Genomic DNA, 15,344 nt, shown 5'->3' with positions numbered 1-15,344 from the left:
AGCCGACGGGGCCTTTCTTCAATGGTCACACCCGCCTTGCAGCGTGCGGCAACCGCGAACGGTCAGTGCCAGGTCTGGCGGCCGTACCAGGCGTCGACATCGGTCCGGACCTTGTCCTTCTCGATGCCGTAGCGCTCCTGGATCTTGCCCTCGAGCTGTTCGCGCTTGCCGGCGATGACATCGAGATCGTCATCGGTCAGCTTGCCCCACTGCTCCTTGACCTTGCCCTTGAGCTGCTTCCAGTTTCCTTCGACACGGTTCCAGTCCATCGGACATCCTCCTGTTCTGAATGGTGTACTGAAACAACGCGCCGGCGGCGGAATGGTTCGATCGCAAGTGATCGGGCGGAAGCCAGACAGCGGGCCGGCTCGCCGGCAGAGCCTCGCCGCCATATGAAGTAGCCGCAAGCCTGTTTGCCCCGCGTGCGGGACGCCGGAGGCTACCAGACAGCCTCGGCGCCTGATGATCAGCGGCGGTCGTCCGCCGTGGCAATCCTGGCGCAATCAACGATCTTTACAGCGAGCAGATGGATTGGGCGGAACGCCCTGTGCCTGCACGCAGCCGCGGCTGCCTAGCCTTGCCGTCAAGACGACATGCGATCGGAGCTTTGAAATGCGTTACTGCGGCCGGCCGGACAGAATAGCTAGAGCGTCCCGTGAAAACGGGCCAGGAGCCTTCCCGGTTCATGCCTCTCTGATCGCAGTGCCCGATCAGATGCCGTCCGGATTTGCCGCCAGCGCCAGGCCCAGGCGGCAGCGGTTTGGTCGCCGGGTCCGGATGGCAGGTTTCGCCGTTGTGTTCCCGATGTCGGCGGCGTCGGCAGCGGAGCTGGCCAGGCCTGCCGCTCAGGCCATCCCGGATACCGCGCTGAAAAAGCCTGACTGGACAGTCGAGCTCGGCGCATTCGGCCTGTTCTCGCCAAAGTTCTTCGGCGCCAAGGACACCAAATTCTCTGCGCTTCCCTATGTGTCGATCAAATACAGGGACATCGCCTTTGCCTCCATCGATAAGGGCATCGGCGTAAACCTCTTCTCGGCAAACGGCTTCACGGCGGGAGCGTTCGTGAATCTTCGGCCAGGGCGTGAGGTCAAGGAGAGCAGGCGCTACCTGACCGGTCTCGGCGACATCGACCCTGCTCTCGCCGCAGGTGTTTTCGTCAAATACGACTACGGACGGTTCTTCTCGACGCAGATCACGCTCAGCAAAGGCATCGTTTCGTTCGGCGACAGCAAGAACAAGATAAATGCCCTGGGCTTGCTGGAGAAAACCGAAGGCAATCTTGGCACGCGCATCGACTGGAGCGCCGATGCCCGGCTGCCGCTCTTCGACAACCGGCTGCACCTGTCGGTCGGGCCCCGCGTCAGCTTCTTCGACAAGGAATACGCCGAATCCGCCTATGGGATTACGGCCAACCAGGCGCTGGCATCCGGTTACCGACCCTACAAGGCGAAGGCCGGCGTCGCCGAAGTCGGCGTCGGCGGCAGCGCCCGCTACCGCATCACCGACAACCTCTCCGCGATGGCCTTCGGTAGCTATACAAGGATCGTCGGCGATGCCGCCAAATCGCCGCTGGTGACCGGCCCCGGCGGTTCGAAGGACCAGTTCAAGGCGGGCCTCGGACTGACTTATCAATTTGGGTTGTAAAGCCTGGTTGGTGGGACGACTGACCTTGACGTGGGTGGTACCGACGGCGTGCGGCGAGGCCAACTGCGGCGGAAACCCCAGGGTTTGGCGTTGGCCCGCCGGTCGCGCCATCATGGATCAGTTGATGACGGCGGGTGGCTCGCGCTGTGAGCCGCCAATTGCGAACGCAGCCGTGGTGCCATCCAGTCGAGGAAGGCGCGGACCTTCAGGCTGCGCAGGCCTCCCCCCGCATAAGCGAGGCTGACCGGCAGAGGTGCCGGCGCAAACTCCTCCAGCACCGCTTCGAGGGCGCCTTGCCGAAGCTCCTCCTCGACCTGGTAAGACAGTACGCGCACGAGCCCGAACCCGGCCAGCGCGGCATCGATGGCCGCCACGGTCGAGTTCACCGACAGCCGCGCTTGGGGCTCCTCGCCGAGCTCCGGATTATCACCGCGATAGCGCCATTCCGGCGTGACCGAGAAGCCGCGGAACGAGATGCCGTCGTGATTCTCGATATCCTCAGGCGTCCGCGGCCTGCCGCGCCGGGTTAGATAGGCCGGGCTGGCACAGATCACGCGGCGCACCTCCCCGACTTTCGCCGCAATCAGCCCGCCGCCATCGAGATGGCCGATCCGCACCGCGACGTCGATATGCTCGTCGACCAGGTCGATCTGTCTGTCTTCCAGATGGAGCTTGAGCGCGATCTCCGGATTGCGCTCCAGGAAGGCGAGGGCGATCGGCAGGACGTGACGCTGGCCGAACAGCGTGGGGGCGGTGACGCGCAATTCGCCACGGGGAGCGCTGTACTCTCCCGCCGCGATGCGCTCGGCCTCTTCGACCTGCTCGAGGATGCGCCGGCTGGCCTGGAGATAGGCTTGGCCTGCCTCGGTCAACTCGGTTCCGCGCCGCGTGCGCAGCATCAGCTTCGCCCGCAGATGGGCTTCGAGCTCGGCGATCCTGCGGCTGACGGTCGCCAGCGGCATGCGCAGCTTTCGCGCGGCTGCCGACAGGCTCCCGGCCTCCACGACCGCGAGCAATACCGCCATGGCGTCCAGCCGATCCATGATACTCCCATTATTCGAGAGGATAGCTCTATAATAAGTCAATATCATCCGTCAGTCGGGAGGACTATGTCGACCCCATCGAGGCGCTGCTCTTGGCGCCCCGCGCTCGCGACGAGCCCAGGAGTTTACGATGACAGGTCTTTCACGCAGGGGTTTCTCTCTCGGCATTCCGGCCTTGGCTGCGGCAGGCGCCAGCCTGTCGTCGGTCGGCCTGGCGCAGGCGCCGGCAGCGGCCGGACGTTCCGTCGACCAGCCGCCCTTGGCGCAGCTCAGGATCGGCCGCTTCAAGGTGACGGCATTGAGCGACGGCTATGTCGACATGCCCTATGAGTATTTTCCCGGCCGCTCCGCCGCCGAGGTCGAGGCGTTAGCGAAGGCGCAGTTCTCGGCGCGCGCCGGCGGCGTTCGGATGATGTTCAACCAGTATCTGATCGAGGACGGCAGCAGCCGTATCCTGATCGATGCCGGGCCGGGCGGGACGATCGGCCATTCGGGACGTTTGCCAGCGGGCTTAAGCGCGCTCGGGCTCGATCGCGGCAGGATCGACGCGGTGATCGTCACCCACATGCATCAGGACCATATCGGCGGCCTCGTCGCCGGCGAGCAGGCCAATTTCTCCAAGGCCGAGATCTATGTCGACCGGCGCGAGCTGGCGCATTGGAGCAATCCGGCGACCCGCTCGGCCTCGCCAGCCTATCTCCAGAACGGCATCAAGCTCGCCGGCGAGGTGACACGGCTCTATCCGAAGCTGCAGGCCATCGACGGCGAGCGTGAGATCGTCCCCGGCGTCTCGATCGTCGATCTTGCCGGCCACACCCCCGGCCATATTGGCGTACGCATCGCCGATACCGGCCAGAGCCTGATCATGGCCGGCGACATGCTGTTCCCTGTCGTTCACCCGGCAGGGCTGGACGTGAACTTCCTGTTCGAGCAGGACCGCCCGGCGGCACAGGCGATGCGCACCCGCTTCTTCCAGCGTGCGGCCGCGGAGGGAGCCCTGATCGCCGCGACCCACATGCCGTTCCCGGGGCTGGGCCGGGTCGTGGCCGACCAGGGGCAGTATCGCTGGCTGCCGGCCGCCTGGGCGTTCCAGGACTGAGGCGGGCGAAAGAGTGTCATCCGGAGATGATGAGCGAGGCCGGGATCAGTCCCGGCTTCGTGCTTTTTGCGAAGCCGAGCCGCGGCTTGATCCAGGCCCCGACGCAGGCCTGCCGCCGGCGCAAAATCGGCTGACTGCTAAAATTCGAGCTGAATCCGTATCGGTTGGCCAACAGGCCGCAGGCTAGGAGAGTGCCATCAACGCCCAGAACAGGCCATGACATATTCATCGCAAGACATCTCGAACGCTCTTCTCCGGATCAAGGAAGACGGGTTCGTCCTCGACAACGACGCCTTCGGCTATGCCGCGATCAGATGGGACGCGCGCAGGCTCAGGCGCGATCTGCGCGAGGCAGGCTATGCCGGCGCCGAGCTCGCCCAGGGCCGGATGACGAACGAGGGCGAGGAGATCTGCTGGCTCTACGATCCCGAAGCTGTCGGGAAGGACAAGGTCGACCGCCTCGCCGCGGCGCGGCACTCGGCGCTGTACGGCGAGTAGCCGCCAGGAGCCGGCGCTCGAACAGGGAAGCCTCAAAGCAGCTTTGCGATAGCCGAACCCTGCAAACGCAACCAGCGACGGCCCCTCGAGATCGGCGCAAGCCGGCCCCTATCGTCCCTGCTGTGCCCGGCAGGGCGGAGCAACGTCCTGTTCGAGAGCTTCCGCTTGCGCCTCATACGCGCTCGCCATCGCCGTCAGGCGGGCCGCGGCCTCATCATCGCAGGCCGTAACGGGCCAACGGCGGCACTTGAACGCTTTCACACGCAAGTCCTGAGCCTGTCGAATTCTGTCGGTGGTCCATGAGGGCACTCCAGCACAGCAGATCGCCATGCAACTTGCGGCCGTCAGGGCAAAAAACGCTTGGGCCGCCCAGGAGCAATCACGGGAGCCTGAACATTTGAGCTCGTCGCCTTCTCGGGTCGGCGCGCCTTGGGTAGGCCGCATCGCACATCGTCTCTTCACCGCTCTCATTCAACGGTCAGGCCGGCTGAGCTGCCCGAACGTCAACGGGGGCATGGCTCTTGAAGTAGAATCGCTCAGCTAGCTGGTAGGAAACCCAGGCCAGAAAAGTCGAGCCAACGAAGGCTACCGCCCCGAGATAGATTGCATTGGGTATGGTGCCGGCGCTTTGAATGTACAACAACCACCATTCCTTGAAGACGAGGCTAATGGCGACCGAATGCAGCAAATAAAATGAATACGAGATTCGGCCGAGTTCGGACAAAGGTCTCCAAGCCAGCGCACGGGCAATATCGCTCTGCCCATCGATCGCTTTGCAGAGGATAACCGAGCCGCATCCGGCGAATGCCCACACAAACTGCGATGTCGTCAACAAACCGATTGTAAAGAAGCTCGTTATGAGCACATAGAGGGCAATGACTGCATAGTCCGGGAAAGCTTCGGCGACAGCTTTAACCGCCGGCTGGCTAAAGGTCGCGACCAGTGCGCCCGCGAACAAGAACAGAAAGAACTCGGCGTAGAACCCCACCACGCCCGGCAAATATGCTGCAACTATGCCTGCTAAAACGATCGCCGGCACGATAGGCACGCCGACGCGTCGCCCAACTACGAGGACCAGTGGGAAAGCAAGATAAAACGCCATCTCATAGAAGAGAGACCATGTGACATTGTTAAACACGATGCCAGGCACACCTAGCTGCGGCACGCCATTCAGAAAAAGAAGATTCATGGCGATGGTTTGCCACGTCGGCGGCGGGATCAGGAGAAAGGGATTCAATGCGGCGCAAATGATCAACGCCAGCAAGAACGCAGGGTAGACACGGACTATTCGCTTGCCGACAAATGCGACGTAATTGAAGGAAGTCTTCATCGCAATGCGGCAGATGAGAAATCCGCTGAGCATAAAGAATATATATACGCCGTGATGGGAATGAAAAATCCAGTAAAGTACCCTATCGAATGGGTTGTTCCACTCAAAAAGCCGTACGACATTCGGGTTTCCTCCCCGAAAGGTCGCCATATAGGTTCCCCAAAAATGAACAAGAAACGTAAGAATTACTGCCACGCCTCTGAGGCCGTCGAGGCTGCGATTGCGATCCAACATTAATACGCTGCCTGGCCTCATTGAGAGAACGCGCGCGCCGTCCTCACTAACTGAAAGAGGGCGCAATCAAGCAGTTATGTCGGAATCATACGGTTGTCGACTGTCATCAGCGACTGGCAACCTGACAAGACAATGCTGTGACCACGGCAGGCCCGGTACACCGTCAGTGGCGGGGAAAATCAGCCTTTCGGCGGCCATGGAAGGTCGGGCTAGTTTGCGTGGTCTTGTTAACGGCGGGGCGCTCGCTATGGTTGCGTCACCTATGAGGCGAGGCCGACGATGGTGTTCAATGCCGAGGGGATTTTCAGGGAACCCCTGCTCGATCTAGGTCAGCACGAAAATCCCGCCTTCAGCGGCGTGCTTTCACCAAAAGGCGAAGTGGGTGCTGTCCGCGAAGGGGTGAACGCGGTCTTCCTGGAGAACGCCGAAGACTATTACCGGCGTTATCAGGGTTTCAATTACTGGCACGGTCTCTGTCGTGAGGCTGGTGAGCGGGTCGGGTTGAAGGATCCAAAGCTCATCGTCGAAGTGGGGTGTGGGTTCGGGAACGCGACGTTGCCGATGCTGGACCTGCATCCAGGCGCGCGACTGGTGGCGACGGACATTAGCCCAAACCTCCTGGCGATCTTGAAACGGCTGCTGGATTCGCGCGGGCTCAACGCCCGATGCCTGCCGGTCGCGATGGACGCTCAAAAGCCCTACCTGAACGAGGGCATAGCCGACTGCGTATTTGGCGCGGCTATCTTGCATCACCTCGCGGAGCCGGGGCCGTTCATCGATATGGCGATGCGGATGCTCAAACCGGGCACCTCTGCTTTCTTCTTCGAGCCCTTTGAAGCGGGAAACGCTATCCTGAGGCTGATCTGCCAGGAAATTACCCGAGAGGCGAAGTTGCGCCGTGAAAGCGGGCGCGCGCTGAAATTCGCAGAGGCCCAGATCAGCGAACTCGAGCCTCAGATCTTCAGGCAGAAGACCAAGGGATGGCGCGACCGGGACGACAAATGGGCATTCCCGCGCTCGGTCTTGCAGGATCTGGCCGATGCGGCGGGGGCGGACCTTCGCGTGTACCCCATTCATGACAATGTCGGGCAGTTCACGCAGCATTTTGCCTATCAGATGAAGGCCTACCGCGACATCGACCAAGCCGAGTTGCCCAAGTGGGCCTGGGCCATCTTTGATCGCTATGACCATCACAGCTTTTCGGCTGATCAACTCCGGGATCTGCCTATGGCGGGGTGCGCGATTTTCACCAAGCGATAGCCTCGGAAGGCACCCCGCAAGGTCGGCCGAGCGTAAGCTCGCACCTATCGTCCCTGCCGCGTCCGGCAGGGCGGAGCAATGTCCTGTTCGAGGGCTTCCGCTTGCGCCTCATACGCGCTCGCCATGGCCGTCAGGCGGGCCGCGGCCTCCTGGTCGCAGGCCGTAACGGCCCAACGGCGGCACTTGAACGCTTTCACACGCAAGTCCTGAGCCTGCCGAATTCTGTCGTGGTCCATGAGGGCGCTCCAGCACAGCAGATCGCCATGCACTTTGCGGCCGTCAGAGCGGAAAACGCTGCGGTCGATTGGAGGACCGATGACACTCGCGGACGTCCGAGCGCAGGGCGTGCTCGGCGTGACGCTGCTCCATGGGCTAACCTTGCAGCCACAGCGCCGATATCCGCGTGGGCGAGCTCTGTGCCGGCAGCCGTCTTGGATTGCGATGTGTTGAGGCTTTGAAGCGGAAGGCGTTTCGCCTTGCTTTGCGGCATGGTGGAAGGCACTACTGCCAATAGAGTGATCGCGGCCGAGATTGGAAGGTTTTCATGCCGAGTCTGACCGTAACAGACGCCTTCACGCTTCTTGCGCTGGAATTTGATCTGACTGCTCTCTATGCCCGAGGCTTTCAGGCCCTGGATTCAGGAACGACGTCTAATTTCCACAGCCAGACCTGGTCCTTTCCCAACCGCGGAACGCACACTACCCAGAACTGGGACGTGACGCTCCTTAATCCTGACGGCACTCATACCGTCGCGCACGTCGTTCGGAATTTCGGAGTTTCCAATGTCGGTTTATTCGACAAGACGGAAATCACCTCGATCGCTGAATATTATGGTGATCAACTGCGCTATACGCTCACGGATGTAATTGATCCGACCAACCGCGCATCGCCGGTCTACACCACACAGGGCTTTTACGACCGCGCCAGCAGCATCACGACCGGCAACCGCGACGACTACATCATCGGCGGGGCCGGTATCGACGATATCGTCGCTGGAGACGGAGCGAACTATGTGGCGGCGGGGGCAGGCGATGACGCCGTTCGCGGAGGCGTCCAGGCGGATCATCTCGACGGCGGCGAGGGCAACGACACGCTGGATGGCGGCGCGGGGAACGACTATCTCGCCGGCGGACAGGGGAACGACTCCCTGTATGGCGGCTGGGGCGCCGATGTCCTGAACGGTGGCGAAGGCTTCGACAGGGCACTCTTCTACGAGCCGGTTTTCGTGCATCTCGGCGCCCCCGAACTCAGTACGGGCGATGCCGCAGGGGACATATTCGTATCGATCGAGGGGCTGGTCGGCTCGTCAGGCGACGATGTTCTCATCGGCGACAACGGCGACAATACGCTCGAGGGTGGCAATGGCGACGACGTTCTGTACGGCCTGGATGGCAACGACACCTTGTCGGCACAAGGAGGCGGAGCCGACAAGCTATATGGCGGCGCAGGCAACGATAGGCTGATAGGGGGCGCCCTCACCCTCGTGGAAGGTGGCGACGGCGACGACATCCTTTCCAGCGGGAATGGCAACACTCTGCGCGGCGGCGCGGGCAACGACACGCTCTACGGTTCGTTCGGCTTCAACACTCTGGAGGGCGGGGCCGGGGCCGACCAGCTGGTGGGCGGCTTCGGCTTCGATTGGGCGACCTATGAAAACGCGACCGAAGCTGTGCGCGTCAGCCTTTCGGGGGCCGCGGCCAATACGGGCGAAGCGGCAGGGGATACATTTTCCAGCATCGACGGTCCGGGGCAGTCGCTTCGATGACGTTCTGATCGGCGCAACGGGCACTGTCATCGATGCTGGTGATGGCGACGACACGATCGTCAGCGGTGCTGGTGGCAGCCTCTATGGCGGGCGGGGGAACGACACCTATTTCGTCAGCACGGCCTCGGCAGCGGTGGTCGAGGACCAGGACCAGGGCTATGACCGGGTCTATTCGAGCGTCAGCTACGTTCTGACGGACAATGTTGAAGCCTTGAACCTGCAGGACACCGCCGTCACCGGCATCGGCAACGCCCTCGACAACGGAATCGGTGGGAACAGCTTGAACAACGTGCTGTCGGGAGGAGCCGGCAACGACCAGCTGTTCGGTTTCGGCGGCAAGGACACTTTCGTCTTCAGATCAGGCTACGGGCGCGACGTCATCGGCGATTTCGAAGGCGCGGGCATTGCCGATGCCGACGTCGTGCAGATCGATCCGGCCCTGGCCGATTCGTTTGCAGAGTTGATGAGCTTTGCGACGCAGTCAGGTGCTGACACGGTCTTTACCTTCGACGCCGGCACCTCGCTGACGTTGCAGAATGTCAACCTCGCTCTGCTGCATCAGAACGACTTCCTGTTCGTATGACTCCGTCGGCCCGGGAGGATTGCGGAACAGGCTGAGACGGTCCGACGCATTCGACAACGCGCTCTAGAAAACAAAAGGCCTCGCCCCGCCCACCGAACGGGGGAACTGACGGGGCGTCTCACGATGACCAGCCCATGGATTGCATTAAAGCGCCCGAGCGGCGGCGGGGCTCACGGAAAGTATCCACAACCGCATGCCGGCGATGCTGCATCCGGACGACTTCGATGCCTGGCTCGACGGCTCGGCAGGCAAGGAGATCCTGATGAACGCGCCGCCAGAGCTACAGGAGTGGATCGTCAACCGGCGTATGAACAAGGCCGGCGTCGGCGATGATGATCCAGCTACGGCCGCCCCAGCCCAGGCCGAGGCGCCACCACCGCCGCCTGAGCCGCCGCCGCAGGGAAGCTTGTTCTAGACAGCTGGCTCCCACGAATGCCAATTAAGAGCGTGCTCGGCTGGCTTTCGACGCTTTACGCTCGTTGCGAGAGGGTTCGGCGGAACTTTCCGAAGATGCGGCCAATACCGTTACCTTAAGAGACGTCGTTGAGCGACTTAAACTCCAGAATGCAACACCCAAACGTGTCGGTATTGGCACCCGAAGCATCCAAATCATCAACGCCGTGGCACCAACGGCCCAGCCGAGGGTGAGGCTGGAAGCGATGAAATAGGACGCCGTCCTATCGCCTTCGTTCAGCGCTCCGCGCAGGTCCAAGCCGCGGGGGAGGAAAAAATAGGTCAGCGCCGCCAACATTAGGCCGATGGGCAGCGTCATGATCGCAGTCTGTAAAATGCGTTCCTTAAAAGGCTGGCAGAGACCGAGATCAACGAAGCGGTCGCGGTATTCGGCGGGCAGACCGTAGAAACTACGGCGGCCGATAAATTGATAGACCTCGTCAGGTGTCATGCTTTTGAGAAGCCGCAGAATTTTTTCTCGGTAGGGATTATGGGATGCCACTGCTTTGATCGCCGCCCGCCAAGCATTCGAGAGCTGTTCATCCAGAGGATCCACTTCGCTGACCGCGACGGCCCATTGCTCCAGTATCGCTGGATCGAGGTCATCGAGCGGGACCTCCCGTTCGGCGTTGGCAACGTGCGCTTCTAGGTTCTTTGCCCTTCGCTCAGCTTTCGCGGCTTCGAGACGCTCTTTAGCTCGCTCGCCCCAATCCGCGCCGTAAGCCTTTGCGAGTGGGCCAAGCAAATCTCTGACAAGGCTGTTTTTGGCTACCGCATTGGCGGCCCCAATTGCAGTCGACATGCTAGCTGGGTCCATCGATAGCCCTCCCGCAATGAGCCTAGCCGGGAGTGGACGAAATTCAACTTGCCGCCAATTGATCGTTCGCTCGATGCCATTTGATTGTTCGCGCTACAATATCGCTCAAGTCTGCCCCGGCCTGAGCTTGTAGAAGACGTGCCGGCCGATCGTGTCCATCTTCTTCAGCTTGCGCGCCCAGTACGGGCGGACATAGTCGGCGTGGTAGTGGGTGGAGGCGCCGACTTCGGCCAGATAGGTCGTGCCGTCATAGACCTCGCGGGCGATGCGGGTGGCGTCGCGCCAGGGGCCGGGCTCGGTGATGCGCAGCGACTTGCCCTCGCAGGCGAAGGTGAACTGGCAGGCGAGGTGGCGGCTGGCGTTCTGGTAGACCGCGCCGCAGACCGTGTTCGGGTAGAGCCCGCTCTTGACCCGGTTGAGCACCACCTGCGCCACCGCGGCGCGGCCCTGCTCACCCTCCGAGCGCGCCTCGAAATAAACGGCTTCGGCCAGGCAGCGCTGCTCCTTGGCCATGTTCTCGGGCGCAATCAGGCTGGTGTAGATCTGCTTCTCGGCGGGATCGACGGTGCGCAGATCGGTGGTCGGCCCGCGCTCGGACTTGGCGACGCGGCTGCGCGATTTAGGCTCGGCGGCGACGGGCGCCATCTGCATCGGCGTCGCCGAGCTGGCGGCGGCCATGCCGTTGGCCGCCGGCGTGCTGGAGGACTGGCCGAGCGTCGCGGCGACGGTCGGCGTCGCGCCGTCGAGATTGTCCGGACTGAGTTCGCCATGACGCGGCGAGCCGATGCTCTTCGGGACCGCCGTCGGCGAGGAATCGGACAGAGCCGGGTCGGTGACGCCCTCGTCGCGCAGGAAGGGCTCGAAGCCGAGCGGCGGCTCGTCCGGGCTTTCCAGCGCGTCGAGCGAGAAGCCGCCCGAGATCAGCCCCGGCTGGGTGTCGCCGAAGACGACGCGTTCGAGCTCGCCGGGCGGGCCGTTGCGGGTCAGGGTCGGGCGAAGGCCCAGCAGCGGATCGCCCTTGCTGCTGCGGTCGACCTGCGGGAAGGCGCTGGCGCTGCGCTTCATGTCCTCGCGCGGCCGACGCGGATCGATCGCGAAGGTTTTCTCGGGTTGCTCGAAGGAGAGGCGCGCCGGCTGGACCAGGCGGGCATAGGCGCGCTCCGGCAGATGGAAGGCGCTGGCGGCAACGAGCAGAGAAGGGCCATCAACCAGATCGGAGAGCGGGCCGGGCGCGGTGCGCGCGATCAGCGAGCCCGGCGGGCCGAGAGGGGCCGGGTTCTGCCCGGCCGAGGCGGTGAAGGAGACCAGCATGCCGGCCGAGAGCGCCCAGGGCGCGACCGTCGCCAGCGCCCAGCGCAGACGCTGCCAGCCCACTCGCTTCGATCGCCGACGCAGACGCAACTGACCAGAGCCCTCATAGCCAAAAAGACGAAAGACGAGCGGGCGCGAACCGCGATGATGCAAATTCGCGACAGTTGGATAATCCCTTGTCAGGGTTGAAGGGGGGTTAACGCCCGGCAGTCCACTGCGCGGGCCTCCGCCAAAAGACGGCTTTCGCGATCCGCGATTCTTCCCTTATGCTGCATCGCAACAAAGGGAGAGAGACATGAACGCCACCGCCATCAAGGCCGATTCCGAGGCCAATGCCGTCGCGCTGATCGCCGCCGCGCTGCCGGGCTTCGAGACCTTGCTGGAGGAGGCGGTCGCCGCCGTCAGGCAAAAAGTGCTGGTCGACGGCCGGATCTCCTCGGCGAAGCTAGAGCAGGAGCAGCATGCCGCCCATGGCCTGTCCTGGCTCGCCACCTATGTGATGGCGCTGCGCGAGCTCAAGGCCTATGGCGAGCGCCTGCAGGCCGAGGATCGCTACGGCGCGATCGAGGACTACGCCATCCGGATCGGCGCCGGCGAATATGCCGCCCAGATCTTCGGCGGCATCCCGATGAGCCAGGGCGAGATCGTCCGGCTACCGGCGCTCGGCCTGACGGCCAAGGCTGTCGCCGCCGCTTGCTCGGACGCAGCCGAGGCGCTGATCGCCGAGGGCAACACACCGGAGAACCGCGCCCGCTTCGTCGCCTTGTTCAGCCAGAGCCAGGGCCTCGCCAGCGTCGGCGATCCCGGCCTCGACGAGACGCTGGAAGCGATCCGCTCGGAGATGCGCCGCTTCTGCGAGCAGCAGGTGACGCCGCATGCGCATGAATGGCACTTGCAGAACGAATACATCCCGATGCCGGTGGTCGAGCAGATGGCCGAGCTCGGCGTCTTCGGCCTGACCATCCCCGAGGAATTCGGCGGCATGGGCCTGTCGAAGGTCTCGATGTGCGTCGTCTCCGAGGAGCTCTCGCGCGGTTATATCGGCGTCGGCTCGCTCGGCACCCGCTCCGAGATCGCCGCCGAATTGATCCTGAACGGCGGTACGGACGAGCAGAAGGCCTATTGGCTGCCGAAGATCGCCTCGGGAGAAATCCTGCCGACAGCCGTCTTCACCGAGCCCAACACCGGCTCGGACCTTGCCTCGCTGCGAACCAAGGCGGTGAAGGATGGTGATGTCTGGAAGGTCCATGGCAACAAGACCTGGATCACCCATCCGGTCCGCGCCGACATCATGACGCTGCTGGTCCGCACCGATCCCGACGCGCCGGGCTATCGCGGCCTCTCCATGCTGATCGCCGAGAAGCCGCGCGGCACCGACGCCGAGCCGTTCCCGGTCGCGGGCCTGACCGGCGGCGAGATCGAGGTGCTCGGCTATCGTGGCATGAAGGAATACGAGCTCGCCTTCGACGGTTTCGAGGTCAAGGGCGACAACCTGCTCGGCGGCGTCGAGGGCCAGGGCTTCAAGCAGTTGATGCAGACCTTCGAGGCGGCCCGCATCCAGACCGCGGCGCGGGCGCTCGGCGTCGCGCAATGCGCCTTCGATCTCGGCCTGCGCTATGCCCAGGAGCGCATCCAGTTCGGCAAGCCGCTGATCGCCTTCCCGCGTGTCGCCGACAAGCTCGCCATGATGGCGGCCGAACTCGTCATCGCCCGCCAGCTCACCTATTTTGCCGCCCGCGAGAAGGATGCCGACCGGCGCTGCGACCTTGAGGCCGGCATGGCCAAGTTGCTAGGCGCCCGCGTCGCCTGGGCGGCGGCCGACAACGCGCTGCAGATCCATGGCGGCAACGGCTTTGCGCTGGAGTACCCGGTCAGCCGCGTGCTCTGCGACGCCCGCATCCTCAACATCTTCGAGGGCGCGGCCGAGATCCAGGCGCAGGTGATCGCGCGCCGGCTGGTGGAGGGGTGAGGGGGAATCCCTCTTCCCAAAATGACCCCTCCCCAGGAGACCCTGAGAATCTGCAGACCGACTCTAGGATGGCACGAAGAAGCCGCTATCGAGGTTCATCAGCCGCTCTCTAGCTTGTGAGGATTGAGGCTCCCAGCCGAGCCTGATGATGGTTTCAAGCATCCGGCGAGACGCCACCGGGGCGACGTAGGCTGTCGCGAGCGCGGCCTCGCAACGGACCTGCCGATTGGGGTGGTCGAATAGGCTCGTCAGCGCGATCCTTTGATCGCCGGGGCGGAGTTTGAGTTCATCCTCAATGCGCCAGATTTCTCGGATCGCCCGATTCTGCTCTGCGATCAGGGAACGCACCTCAGCCCGTTCGCGCTGCGTGGCCAGCTCAATGTATCGAAGGAGCAACTCTCCGACAGACATAGAGTGAAGATCGACCCTTTTCATGGCTTTAGAATCCCATGGAGTTTCATCGCGCGGTCACCGATACGTAGACGTTCTTCCCAATTTTTACCGCGCAAGTATTCCCGTGGTGTCAGCCCCCTATAATCTCTGTTGGGGGTCATGTACCACCCCGTCACTTCCCAATGCCGCAAGGTCGGGACCAGGACGAGATTAGCACGGCCGTTGACGAGCGCTCTGGAGTAGCCGTCCACCAAAGCCGCGGCCCGTTCAGCCCGATGGTGCACGTCGAAACCGGCGCGTGGGGACGATACGCCGGCCTCAAGCTCCTGCAAGGTCTTGGGCTCGTCCAGATAGGAGGTGATCCGCGGCAGGTAGCCTCGCAACCAATCGGTCTCCATCAGCTTCCCGATGAAGCCGCGCGCCTGGGTGGATGCACCCGCCGTTTTGGCCTGCTGCAACCAGCGGGCCGAGTTCTTTGTAACCTCAGTCACTCTGAACGGATTGGATGGACGCTCTGCCGGAATTGCCGGCGATTCGCCGATCGTCGTCCTGTCGAAATCGGTCGCTATGCCCTCGATCGCTTCTGGAAAGATCGAGAGCAGATCCGGTAGAAGCGGAATGGCGCCGTCGCCGCTCCCGCTGCCGTCTGTCCATCGGCCACCACCGAACTGGTTTGCGGGTATCCGTGGCTGGTCCGGGTTGAAGCCAGCTTTCTCCGCGAGCGCCCGTAGCCGCTCGAACGCCGCCATCATCCGCTCACCGGCGGTGTAGCTCGCAAGGACGTTGCGTCGCAGCCTTTCGGTGCGACTTCTTTCGGTGACCGATCGACTGCTGAGCATCCGTGCGCTGACCTCCGCGACGGACACGGATATTAAGCACGGCTATCGCACCGGGGATAAGTTTTTTTGCACGGCCGATCAAACCGACGAGCCGAGAGATTAGTCG

15 protein-coding genes are annotated in these 15,344 nt (G+C 63.0%); 8 read left to right on the top strand and 7 right to left on the bottom strand.

All coding sequences use genetic code 11. The features are described 5' to 3' along the window. Window positions 1-62 precede the first annotated feature (62 nt). A complete protein-coding gene (locus BLM15_RS14285) occupies window positions 63-269 on the bottom strand; it encodes a CsbD family protein (RefSeq protein WP_126113386.1) in 207 nt (68 codons plus the stop codon). 508 nt (window positions 270-777) lie between these two features. On the opposite strand from BLM15_RS14285, the gene BLM15_RS14280 reads away from it, so the two are divergent. Beyond that, a complete protein-coding gene (locus BLM15_RS14280) occupies window positions 778-1,644 on the top strand; it encodes a MipA/OmpV family protein (protein WP_164547516.1) in 867 nt (288 codons plus the stop codon). 110 nt (window positions 1,645-1,754) lie between these two features. On the opposite strand, the gene BLM15_RS14275 is transcribed toward BLM15_RS14280, so the two are convergent. After that, the gene (locus BLM15_RS14275) at window positions 1,755-2,687 is read right to left on the bottom strand and encodes a LysR family transcriptional regulator (protein WP_126113384.1); all 933 of its coding nucleotides are present in this window, start codon (window positions 2,685-2,687) and stop codon (window positions 1,755-1,757) included. Between the two features lie 130 nt (window positions 2,688-2,817). Here BLM15_RS14275 and BLM15_RS14270 point away from each other — a divergent pair, with 130 nt between their 5' ends. Together BLM15_RS14270 and BLM15_RS14265 are read left to right on the top strand one after the other, a co-directional pair. After that, window positions 2,818-3,786, top strand: coding sequence for an MBL fold metallo-hydrolase (locus BLM15_RS14270; RefSeq protein WP_126113383.1), 969 nt, complete (start codon window positions 2,818-2,820; stop codon window positions 3,784-3,786). Window positions 3,787-4,002: 216 nt separating this feature from the next. Next, the gene (locus BLM15_RS14265) at window positions 4,003-4,284 is read left to right on the top strand and encodes a hypothetical protein (RefSeq protein ID WP_126113382.1); all 282 of its coding nucleotides are present in this window, start codon (window positions 4,003-4,005) and stop codon (window positions 4,282-4,284) included. A 478-nt stretch (window positions 4,285-4,762) separates the two neighbouring features. Here the strand turns inward: BLM15_RS14265 and BLM15_RS14260 are convergent, their stop codons facing one another. Then, window positions 4,763-5,848 (bottom strand): acyltransferase family protein, encoded by a 1,086-nt coding sequence (locus tag BLM15_RS14260; RefSeq protein ID WP_164547515.1) that lies wholly within the window; start codon window positions 5,846-5,848, stop codon window positions 4,763-4,765. A gap of 279 nt (window positions 5,849-6,127) precedes the next feature. On the opposite strand from BLM15_RS14260, the gene BLM15_RS14255 reads away from it, so the two are divergent. From BLM15_RS14255 to BLM15_RS14240, 4 genes are all read left to right on the top strand, one after another. Continuing rightward, window positions 6,128-7,108 carry a class I SAM-dependent methyltransferase gene (locus BLM15_RS14255; RefSeq protein WP_126113380.1) on the top strand — a complete coding sequence of 327 codons (981 nt, stop codon included), beginning with the start codon at window positions 6,128-6,130 and terminating at the stop codon, window positions 7,106-7,108. Window positions 7,109-7,652: 544 nt separating this feature from the next. Further along, window positions 7,653-8,873 (top strand): calcium-binding protein, encoded by a 1,221-nt coding sequence (locus tag BLM15_RS14250; protein ID WP_126113379.1) that lies wholly within the window; start codon window positions 7,653-7,655, stop codon window positions 8,871-8,873. Continuing rightward, window positions 8,758-9,456 (top strand): calcium-binding protein, encoded by a 699-nt coding sequence (locus tag BLM15_RS31865; protein WP_126113378.1) that lies wholly within the window; start codon window positions 8,758-8,760, stop codon window positions 9,454-9,456. Before BLM15_RS14250 ends, BLM15_RS31865 begins: the two co-directional genes overlap by 116 nt. Window positions 9,457-9,649: 193 nt before the next feature. Then, window positions 9,650-9,871 (top strand): hypothetical protein, encoded by a 222-nt coding sequence (locus BLM15_RS14240; RefSeq protein WP_126113377.1) that lies wholly within the window; start codon window positions 9,650-9,652, stop codon window positions 9,869-9,871. Window positions 9,872-9,895: 24 nt separating this feature from the next. Here BLM15_RS14240 and BLM15_RS14235 read toward each other — a convergent pair whose 3' ends face one another. Both BLM15_RS14235 and BLM15_RS14230 read right to left on the bottom strand, forming a co-directional pair. Continuing rightward, window positions 9,896-10,711: a hypothetical protein gene (locus tag BLM15_RS14235; RefSeq protein ID WP_126113376.1), complete on the bottom strand. Its 816-nt coding sequence runs from the start codon at window positions 10,709-10,711 to the stop codon at window positions 9,896-9,898. Window positions 10,712-10,831: 120 nt separating this feature from the next. After that, window positions 10,832-12,100, bottom strand: a complete 1,269-nt coding sequence (locus BLM15_RS14230) for a cell wall hydrolase (RefSeq protein WP_236846663.1) — start codon at window positions 12,098-12,100, stop codon at window positions 10,832-10,834. Window positions 12,101-12,332: 232 nt separating this feature from the next. Between BLM15_RS14230 and BLM15_RS14225 the strand changes: the two genes are divergently transcribed. Beyond that, complete coding sequence (locus BLM15_RS14225; protein ID WP_126113375.1) at window positions 12,333-14,006, top strand: acyl-CoA dehydrogenase family protein; 1,674 nt, start codon at window positions 12,333-12,335, stop codon at window positions 14,004-14,006. 63 nt (window positions 14,007-14,069) lie between these two features. Here the strand turns inward: BLM15_RS14225 and BLM15_RS14220 are convergent, their stop codons facing one another. Both BLM15_RS14220 and BLM15_RS14215 read right to left on the bottom strand, forming a co-directional pair. Then, window positions 14,070-14,441, bottom strand: coding sequence for a DUF2019 domain-containing protein (locus BLM15_RS14220; RefSeq protein WP_126113374.1), 372 nt, complete (start codon window positions 14,439-14,441; stop codon window positions 14,070-14,072). After that, window positions 14,438-15,238: a hypothetical protein gene (locus BLM15_RS14215; protein WP_126113373.1), complete on the bottom strand. Its 801-nt coding sequence runs from the start codon at window positions 15,236-15,238 to the stop codon at window positions 14,438-14,440. Before BLM15_RS14215 ends, BLM15_RS14220 begins: the two co-directional genes overlap by 4 nt. Window positions 15,239-15,344: the final 106 nt, after the last annotated feature.

It is taken from the genome of Bosea sp. Tri-49, assembly GCF_003952665.1.
Taxonomy (GTDB): domain Bacteria; phylum Pseudomonadota; class Alphaproteobacteria; order Rhizobiales; family Beijerinckiaceae; genus Allobosea.
Note: the sequence above shows the minus strand (reverse complement) of the source record. Positions and strands in the feature narration are given on the sequence as shown.